Source organism: Bacillus solitudinis (assembly GCF_002797395.1).
Lineage (GTDB): Bacteria > Bacillota > Bacilli > Bacillales > Bacillaceae_D > Halalkalibacter_A > Halalkalibacter_A solitudinis.
In genome coordinates, this window is the sequence record NZ_KZ454943.1 from 2,045,704 (window position 1) to 2,055,028 (window position 9,325).

Consider the following 9,325-nt stretch of genomic DNA (forward strand, 5'->3'; position numbering starts at 1 on the left):
CCGTAAACATGGCAAAAATAGGTGTGCTTGCACTTCAAGGAGCGATTCGTGAGCACGTAAAGTGCTTGCAATCTCCACAGACTGACGTAGTCGTTGTGAAGAAGGTGGAACAGCTTTCAGATCTAGATGGACTTGTCCTTCCTGGTGGAGAAAGCACCACGATGCGTCGCTTAATTGACAAGTATGGTTTTTTTGAACCATTAAAACAGTTTGCAGCAGACGGTAAACCGATTTTCGGAACATGCGCCGGATTAATTTTAATGGCTACTGATATTGTAGGTCAGGATGAAGGACATTTATCTTTAATCGATATGAAAGTACAAAGAAATGCCTTTGGCCGTCAACGAGAAAGTTTTGAGACAGATTTACTCGTGACCGGTGTCGATAATGATGTGCGAGCGGTATTCATTCGTGCTCCTCTTATCGTTGAAGTAGGAGAACATGTAGAAGTGCTCTCTAAATATGGAGACGAGATTGTTGCAGCGAAGCAGGGGAACTTTTTAGCTTGCTCTTTTCATCCAGAGTTAACGGATGATTATCGCCTTCATCAGTATTTTGCTGATATGGTAGAGGAAGCAAAAGAAGAACGTCTTACATCTAAATAGGATTAACTTGTTGATAGGGACTAGTAAAAGCTTGTAGCTTGTTACAGAGAGCCAATGGTCGGTGCGAATTGGTGAAGCTTAGTTTTGAATCCACCCTTGAGTGGGAGATTGAAAGGATAGTAAATCTCTTCGGTTTTATAGCCGTTATTGAATTGAGTGGTTCCGTAGAGAACAACAAGGGTGGTAACGCGGGTGCTCTCGTCCCTTCTTCATTTGAAGGGGTGAGGGCTTTTTTTAAAGTGAAGATGGTGTAAATAAATGAGAATTTGATTGGAGGATACATGTATGTTGGATGTTAAACGTATACGTAAAGACTTTAATGATATTAAACAGAAACTTGCTTTAAGAGGTGAAGATATTTCTGGATTAGACCGCTTTGAAGAGCTGGACGAAAAACGTCGTAGCGTTATTGTTAACGTGGAAGAATTAAAAAGCCGCCGTAATCAAGTTTCTCAAGAAGTAGCGCAATTAAAACGTGAGAAAAAAGATGCAGATGCTCTTATTAAGGAAATGCGTGAGGTCTCTGACCAGATTAAAGCGTATGATGAAGAACTAAGGATGTTTGAATCTGAATTTGATGAGTTGCTTCTGACAATTCCAAATGTACCGCATGAAAGTGTGCCAATTGGCGAAACAGAAGATGATAATGTTGAAGTTCGTAAATGGGGTACGGTTCGTTCATTTAATTTTGAGACGAAGCCTCATTGGGATGTTGCTACTGATTTAGGCATCCTTGATTTTGAGCGTGCCTCAAAAGTAACGGGGAGTCGTTTCGTTTTTTATAAAGGGTATGGCGCAAGACTGGAACGAGCATTAATTAATTTCATGATGGATTTACATCAAGATCAACATGGCTATGAAGAAATCCTTCCACCATACATGGTGAATCGAGCGAGCATGACTGGAACAGGTCAGTTACCTAAGTTTGAGGAAGATGCTTTTAAAATTCGTGAGGAGGATTATTTTCTAATTCCGACTGCTGAGGTTCCGGTGACAAATTATCACCGTGATGAAATCCTCAACGTTGAACAACTACCAATTGGCTATACGGCCTATAGTGCTTGTTTCCGTTCGGAAGCAGGTTCAGCAGGAAGGGATACAAGGGGCTTAATTCGTCAACATCAATTTAATAAGGTTGAGTTGGTTCGTTTTGTAAAACCAGAGGATTCTTATGAACAGCTTGAATTACTGACCGGCCATGCAGAAAAAATTTTACAGCTACTTGAACTTCCCTACCGCGTTTTAAGCATGTGTACTGCCGATTTAGGCTTTACAGCTGCAAAGAAGTATGACATTGAAGTTTGGATTCCAAGCTATGACTCATACAGAGAAATTTCTTCTTGTAGTAATTTTGAAGACTTTCAAGCTCGTCGTGCAAATATTAAGTTTCGCCGTGAGCCAAAGGCGAAAACTGAGTTTGTGCATACATTGAATGGATCCGGGCTTGCGATTGGCAGGACGGTTGCTGCAATTTTAGAGAACTATCAGCAAGAGGATGGCTCAGTTAAAGTTCCAACTGTACTAAGGCCTTATATGGGGAACATTGAAAAAATCACAAAATAGATGAACTAAAGAGGGTGTCCTTGTAAAATGACACCCTCAAACTTTTGATTATTATTGTTAATAAAAAAACTCTACATTTTTTAAAAAAAGGCCTTGATAAGTTTATGTGTATCTGATAAGATATTTCTTGTCAGCAAGTTCACGGAGGAATACCCAAGTCCGGCTGAAGGGATCGGTCTTGAAAACCGACAGGCGGGTCAAACCGCGCGGGGGTTCGAATCCCTCTTCCTCCTCCATAATACATACTACACTACCTATTAGGTAGTGTTTTTTTATAGTCAAATTAATGATGATCTGCAAGGTTCTTACATATAGCTAAGCATAGGGAAAGGTGATTAAGAAGATGCATGAGAGTTGGATGCGAGAAGCATTGAAGCAAGCAGATCTAGCGGAATCCATAGGAGAGGTTCCAATTGGAGCTGTTATTGTGAAAGATAATCAAATTATTGCAGCAGCTTATAATCGTAGAGAAATTGATCATCAAGCTATCGCTCATGCTGAACTACTGGCTATTGAGATTGCTTGTCAGCGCTTAAAAACATGGCGTTTAAATGGCTGTACGCTTTATGTAACACTCGAGCCTTGTCCAATGTGTGCTGGGGCAATTATCCAATCGAGAATCGATGTCGTTGTTTTTGGTGCTAGTGATCCGAAGGCAGGTTGTGCAGGAACTTTGATGAACCTTTTAGATGACCCGCGTTTTAATCACCAGACTGAAATAGTTTCTGGGTGCTTGGCAGAAGAATGTGGAGGTCGACTAACGTCGTTTTTTCGTCAATTACGAGCGGAAAAACGCGCGAATAAACATTAAGATTGATGATTTTCCTTTTCTTCCTGTTTCTGACGGTTGTGTTTTTGCTTTAAATATTCTATACTAATAAATGCGTCGGACAAGACGCTTAAACATGTTATTAAATTTGCCGTGCTAGGTGGGGAGGTAGCGGTGCCCTGCACTCGCAATCCGCTATAGCGAGACTGAATTCCTTTCTGAGGTTTTGTCATCGTGAGGTCTGCCCTAGATAAGTGGTGTTGACGCTTTGGTTCTACGCAACGGAAACCCATGAACCCTGTCAGGTCCGGAAGGAAGCAGCAGTAAGTGGACCCTTTCGTGTGCCGTAGAGTAGCCTGGGCCGAGCTAACTGTCTAGGTAACGCTTGGGGTGATACTATCAAAGAAAGGTGCACGGTATCAATTTTAATAGATAAAACAACCACTTATTCAAAAGTGGTTGTTTTTTTATATAGTCGCGCTAGCCGCGACGGCAGCCGCCCGAAGGAAGGCTCATCATTTATATAGTCGCGCTAGCCGCGAATTTAAAATGACATTTGGCATTCCCCTATGAAAAATTTTTTAAAGTCGTTATAATAATAATGAGATTGGTGTTGTGAAAGAGGTGGCGGAATGAGTTACCAAGCGCTTTATCGAGTTTGGCGTCCACAGCTGTTGCAGGATGTGGTTGGACAAGAACATATTACAAGAACACTACAAAATGCGTTACTTCAAGAAAAGTTTTCTCACGCTTATTTATTTTCTGGTCCAAGGGGTACAGGGAAAACTAGCGCGGCGAAGATTATTGCTAAGGCAATTAACTGCGAAAAGGCACCAGTAGCTGAGCCATGTAACGAATGTGCATCTTGCAAAGGGATTACATCTGGAGCAATTGTTGATGTTATGGAAATTGATGCGGCCTCTAATAATGGTGTAGATGAAATCCGTGATATACGAGATAAAGTGAAGTTTTCACCAAATGAGGTACGCTATAAAGTGTACATAATAGATGAGGTTCATATGCTTTCGACAGGGGCTTTCAATGCATTATTAAAAACATTAGAAGAGCCACCAAGTCATGTCATATTTATTTTAGCAACGACTGAACCACATAAAATTCCATTGACCATAATTTCTAGATGTCAGCGTTTTGATTTCAAACGAATTTCAAACGAAGACATTGTGAATCGAATGAAACTTATCTTAAATCATGATGAGCTCCAAGCCGAAGATGACGCATTAATGATGATTGCTCGTGCTGCAGATGGTGGAATGCGTGATGCCTTAAGTTTATTGGACCAAGCGATTTCATTTGCAGATGAAATAGTGAATCTCCAAGATGTGCTTGCAATAACGGGCGCGGTTTCCCAGCAGGCCTTGGCTGATATCATAAAAGCAATAAATGCTGGTGAAACTTCCGACGTGTTACAACTTCTCGATCAGATACTTCGAGAAGGAAAAGATCCAATGCGTTTTATTGAGGATTTTATCTATTATTTTCGGGATATTTTGTTATTTAAGACTGCTCCTCATGCGGAGGCTTTGTTAGAACGGGCGAAAGTAAATGATGATTTTAAAGCACTTGTTTCACAGTTTAATGCTACATGGTTATACTCCACCATTGCCTCATTAAATGAAAGTCAGTTAGAAATGAAGTGGTCGGCTCACCCTAAGATATTTCTTGAGCTAGCTTTAATTAAATTGATGAACCAGCAAAATTCGCCACAAAACCAAGCACTTGATTCTTCGACAAATGATACCATTCGACAACTACATTCAAGAGTTCAAGAACTTGAGAATAAGTTACAACAAATTAATACGAATGGTATTCAAACAAATGAAGGTCAACAAGGTAAAACAACCACTAATTCTTCTCAAAAACGAACAATGAGACAATTACCACAAACGAGAGTGGCAACGGCTCAAGTAAAAGAGCTTTTAAAAGAAGCAAACAAACAAAGTCTTCAGGAGGTGACAGGTCGTTGGGGAACTGTAATGGAACGGATAAAAACTCAAAACATCCCTGCCCATGCATGGATTAGCGACAGTCGTCCAGTTGCCGCCTCTCCGTCAGGGATGCTTCTAGCATTTCAAAATGAGATGCATCGTGATATGATTGATACGAAGTTTAGAGAGTTTCTTGAAGGAGTGTTTCAGGAAACATTTCAACGACCTATTGTATTCTTTACATTGCTACATAACCATTGGGAGAAGCTTAGAGAAGAATACGTAAAAGAACAACAAGGTTCTTCGGATAACGAAGAACAATCAGACCCAGTCGTTGATGAGGCGATTAAGTTAGTCGGCTCAGAATTAATTGAGTTTGAGGATAAATAATTTTAAAGGAGGATACATCTTATGAAAAATATGGGTAATATGATGAAGCAAATGCAAAAAATGCAGAAGCAAATGACGAAAGCACAGGAAGAGTTAAAGGAAAAAACAGTTGAAGCTACAGCAGGTGGTGGAATGATTACGGTCATCGCTAGTGGCGACAAACGAATTCTTGATGTGAAAATATCAGAAGAAGTCGTCGATCCTGATGATATAGAGATGTTACAAGATTTAATACTAGCAGCAACTAATGAGGCTTTGAAATTAGTGGATGAGTTAGTTGAACAAGATATGGGCAAGTTTACAAAAGGGATGAATATTCCCGGTATGTTCTAGGGGGAAACGTGTTGCAATATCCTGAACCGATAGCTAAACTAATTGATGGTTTTATGAGACTGCCAGGTATTGGGCCAAAAACAGCGAGCCGCCTGGCTTTTTTTGTCTTAGATATGAAAGAAGACGATGTGCTTGATTTTGCAAAAGCACTCGTTAATGCAAAGAGAAATTTAACCTACTGTTCGGTATGTCATAATATTACCGATTCGGACCCTTGTCGTATATGTGAGGATACGCATCGGGATAAATCTACAGTTTGTGTTTTACAAGAAGCTAGAGATGTAATTGCGATGGAAAAGATGAGGGAATACCGTGGCGATTACCATGTCCTTCATGGGGCAATTTCACCGATGGATGGGATTGGGCCTGAGGATATTAAAATTCCTGAGTTGTTAAAACGATTGCAAGATGACACCATTCAAGAGGTTATTATTGCGACAAACCCCACGATTGAAGGTGAAGCGACGGCTATGTATATCTCCCGTCTTATAAAGCCTACTGGAATTAAAGTCACTCGAATTGCTCATGGTTTACCTGTTGGGGGCGATTTAGAGTATGCAGACGAAGTTACGCTTTCCAAAGCGATTGAAGGAAGAAGAGAACTTTAAGGTAGGGGAAAAAGATGCTTTTTCAAAAGAAAGGTAGCTTAAGAATTAAGGGAAACGAAAAGCTTATTGAATACATTGAACTTCTTAAGCAAAGGTATAACAACCAGAAACATCTCTTATATCATAGTGTAGAACCTCCTGATGAAGTCGTTTACAAGACCGAATTATCAGAGTCGCTTTATACCTTTCTATTAAGAGAAGCTCGGGTAAGAAAGGCAAAAAGGAACAAACTATAAGTTTGTTCTTTTTTTTTTGGACATGCATAGATTAATTATAAAGAATAGAGCGTTTTGAGAGGTGATTAAAATCGATCCTATTATTATTATAACCGTACTGGGTGCACTGATACTCGTGTTATTAATTGTAGGTGCCCCACTAAAACCGTTACGTTTTCTTGGGAATTTAGCGGTAAAGTTTGTTGTAGGTGCGTTACTTTTATTTTTTGTAAATGCATTTGGAACCTTTTTTAATTTTTATATTCCAATTAACGGAGTGACTGCTGCTGTTTCTGGAATACTCGGTATTCCAGGATTAGCACTTTTGATTTTAGTAAAACAATTTATTCTATAGGTAGTATTAAACCTCTCTTAACCTGAGAGGTTTAACTTTTTTAAAAAAACATTGACCTTTTATGTGATCATATGGTATATTATTTCTTGCCGCTAAGACAGCAATTGAAATACTTCTTAATTAAAAATAATTATTGACTAGTGGTTGAAGTTATGTTATATTAATAAAGTCGCCAAAACACGATGACGAGTTCTTTGAAAACTGAACAAAAGCCAAGCGAAAAAATAGAGATTGTTTTATTTCGATAAATCAAATCTCGTCAATTTATTATGTAATATCGTTAGCGATATTTTTGAGCCTGTTGGTAAAACAACTCAAACACTTTTATGGAGAGTTTGATCCTGGCTCAGGACGAACGCTGGCGGCGTGCCTAATACATGCAAGTCGAGCGGACCTTTAGGAGCTTGCTCCTAAAGGTTAGCGGCGGACGGGTGAGTAACACGTGGGCAACCTGCCCCTTAGACCGGGATAACATCGAGAAATCGGTGCTAATACCGGATGATAGAACGAGCGTTCATGCGCATGTTCTCAAAGATGGCTCCGGCTATCACTAAGGGATGGGCCCGCGGCGCATTAGCTAGTTGGTAAGGTAACGGCTTACCAAGGCGACGATGCGTAGCCGACCTGAGAGGGTGATCGGCCACACTGGGACTGAGACACGGCCCAGACTCCTACGGGAGGCAGCAGTAGGGAATCTTCCGCAATGGACGAAAGTCTGACGGAGCAACGCCGCGTGAGTGATGAAGGTTTTCGGATCGTAAAGCTCTGTTGTTAGGGAAGAACAAGTGTCGTTCAAATAGGGCGGCACCTTGACGGTACCTAACCAGAAAGCCACGGCTAACTACGTGCCAGCAGCCGCGGTAATACGTAGGTGGCAAGCGTTGTCCGGAATTATTGGGCGTAAAGCGCGCGCAGGCGGTCTTTTAAGTCTGATGTGAAAGCCCCCGGCTCAACCGGGGAGGGTCATTGGAAACTGGGAGACTTGAGTACAGAAGAGGAGAGTGGAATTCCACGTGTAGCGGTGAAATGCGTAGATATGTGGAGGAACACCAGTGGCGAAGGCGACTCTCTGGTCTGTAACTGACGCTGAGGCGCGAAAGCGTGGGGAGCAAACAGGATTAGATACCCTGGTAGTCCACGCCGTAAACGATGAGTGCTAGGTGTTAGGGGTTTCGATGCCCTTAGTGCCGAAGTTAACACATTAAGCACTCCGCCTGGGGAGTACGGCCGCAAGGCTGAAACTCAAAGGAATTGACGGGGGCCCGCACAAGCAGTGGAGCATGTGGTTTAATTCGAAGCAACGCGAAGAACCTTACCAGGTCTTGACATCCTTTGACCACCCTAGAGATAGGGCTTTCCCCTTCGGGGGACAAAGTGACAGGTGGTGCATGGTTGTCGTCAGCTCGTGTCGTGAGATGTTGGGTTAAGTCCCGCAACGAGCGCAACCCTTGACCTTAGTTGCCAGCATTTAGTTGGGCACTCTAAGGTGACTGCCGGTGATAAACCGGAGGAAGGTGGGGATGACGTCAAATCATCATGCCCCTTATGACCTGGGCTACACACGTGCTACAATGGATGGTACAAAGGGTTGCGAAGCCGCGAGGTGGAGCCAATCCCAGAAAGCCATTCTCAGTTCGGATTGTAGGCTGCAACTCGCCTACATGAAGCCGGAATTGCTAGTAATCGCGGATCAGCATGCCGCGGTGAATACGTTCCCGGGCCTTGTACACACCGCCCGTCACACCACGAGAGTTTGTAACACCCGAAGTCGGTGGGGTAACCTTTATGGAGCCAGCCGCCTAAGGTGGGACAGATGATTGGGGTGAAGTCGTAACAAGGTAGCCGTATCGGAAGGTGCGGCTGGATCACCTCCTTTCTATGGAGTTTTTACTCTAGTCGATATATGACGTAGGTCATATACGCTTTGGTCTTTTGTTCAGTTTTGAAGGAACTTTTGTTCTTTCTATAGGATAGTTCTTTGAAAACTAGATAATGAAATGTAAACATGAAAGTCAAGAAAATTCATGTTTAATCGGAGACGATTAAACAAAAACCTTTTTTAATTTGGTTAAGTTAGAAAGGGCGCACGGTGAATGCCTTGGCACTAGGAGCCGAAGAAGGACGTGACGAACGACGAAACGCCTCGGGGAGCTGTAAGTAAGCTTTGATCCGAGGATATCCGAATGGGGGAACCCATCATCCGTAATGGGATGATACCCGTATCTGAATACATAGGATACGAGGAGGCAGACCTGGGGAACTGAAACATCTAAGTACCCAGAGGAAGAGAAAGCAAATGCGATTTCCTAAGTAGCGGCGAGCGAAACGGAAACAGCCCAAACCAAGAGGCTTGCCTCTTGGGGTTGTAGGACGTCTCATACGGAGTCAGAAAAGAAGAGCATAGGTGAAGCGGTCTGGAAAGGCCCATCATAGAAGGTAACAATCCTGTAACCGAAATGCCCTTCTCTCCGAGACGGATCCTGAGTACGGCGGGACACGTGAAACCCCGTCGGAATCCGGGAGGACCATCTCCCAAGGCTA

The 9,325-nt window shown here is 42.4% G+C and carries 8 protein-coding genes, 1 tRNA gene, 1 rRNA gene, 1 other RNA gene and 2 other annotated features; all 11 genes read left to right on the top strand.

What is annotated here, in order from left to right; all coding sequences use genetic code 11:
* Positions 1-8 precede the first annotated feature (8 nt).
* Positions 9-605 (top strand): pyridoxal 5'-phosphate synthase glutaminase subunit PdxT, encoded by a 597-nt coding sequence (pdxT, locus tag CEF19_RS09670; protein WP_100405899.1) that lies wholly within the window; start codon positions 9-11, stop codon positions 603-605.
* Between the two features lies 1 nt (position 606).
* Positions 607-814 (top strand) — a binding site (T-box leader).
* Positions 815-890: 76 nt separating this feature from the next.
* Positions 891-2,168 (top strand): serine--tRNA ligase, encoded by a 1,278-nt coding sequence (gene serS / locus CEF19_RS09680; RefSeq protein WP_100405901.1) that lies wholly within the window; start codon positions 891-893, stop codon positions 2,166-2,168.
* Positions 2,169-2,311: 143 nt separating this feature from the next.
* Positions 2,312-2,404 (top strand) — tRNA-Ser (locus tag CEF19_RS09685).
* Positions 2,405-2,511: 107 nt separating this feature from the next.
* Complete coding sequence (tadA, locus tag CEF19_RS09690; protein WP_100405902.1) at positions 2,512-2,979, top strand: tRNA adenosine(34) deaminase TadA; 468 nt, start codon at positions 2,512-2,514, stop codon at positions 2,977-2,979.
* A gap of 109 nt (positions 2,980-3,088) precedes the next feature.
* Positions 3,089-3,354, top strand: an RNA gene (gene ffs, locus CEF19_RS09695) — signal recognition particle sRNA large type.
* Between the two features lie 215 nt (positions 3,355-3,569).
* Complete coding sequence (dnaX, locus tag CEF19_RS09700) at positions 3,570-5,273, top strand: DNA polymerase III subunit gamma/tau (protein WP_100405903.1); 1,704 nt, start codon at positions 3,570-3,572, stop codon at positions 5,271-5,273.
* A 21-nt stretch (positions 5,274-5,294) separates the two neighbouring features.
* Entirely contained in the window at positions 5,295-5,606 is a 312-nt protein-coding gene (locus tag CEF19_RS09705; protein ID WP_100405904.1) for a YbaB/EbfC family nucleoid-associated protein, read from the top strand.
* Positions 5,607-5,617: 11 nt separating this feature from the next.
* Positions 5,618-6,214 (top strand): recombination mediator RecR, encoded by a 597-nt coding sequence (recR, locus tag CEF19_RS09710; protein ID WP_100405905.1) that lies wholly within the window; start codon positions 5,618-5,620, stop codon positions 6,212-6,214.
* Positions 6,215-6,228: 14 nt separating this feature from the next.
* On the top strand, positions 6,229-6,450 hold the full coding sequence (locus CEF19_RS24245; RefSeq protein WP_100405906.1) for a YaaL family protein: 222 nt from the start codon (positions 6,229-6,231) through the stop codon (positions 6,448-6,450).
* 70 nt (positions 6,451-6,520) lie between these two features.
* On the top strand, positions 6,521-6,784 hold the full coding sequence (locus CEF19_RS09720; protein WP_100408270.1) for a pro-sigmaK processing inhibitor BofA family protein: 264 nt from the start codon (positions 6,521-6,523) through the stop codon (positions 6,782-6,784).
* A gap of 323 nt (positions 6,785-7,107) precedes the next feature.
* A 16S ribosomal RNA gene (locus CEF19_RS09725) occupies positions 7,108-8,660 on the top strand.
* Between the two features lie 235 nt (positions 8,661-8,895).
* Positions 8,896-9,325, top strand: a sequence feature (23S ribosomal RNA rRNA prediction is too short).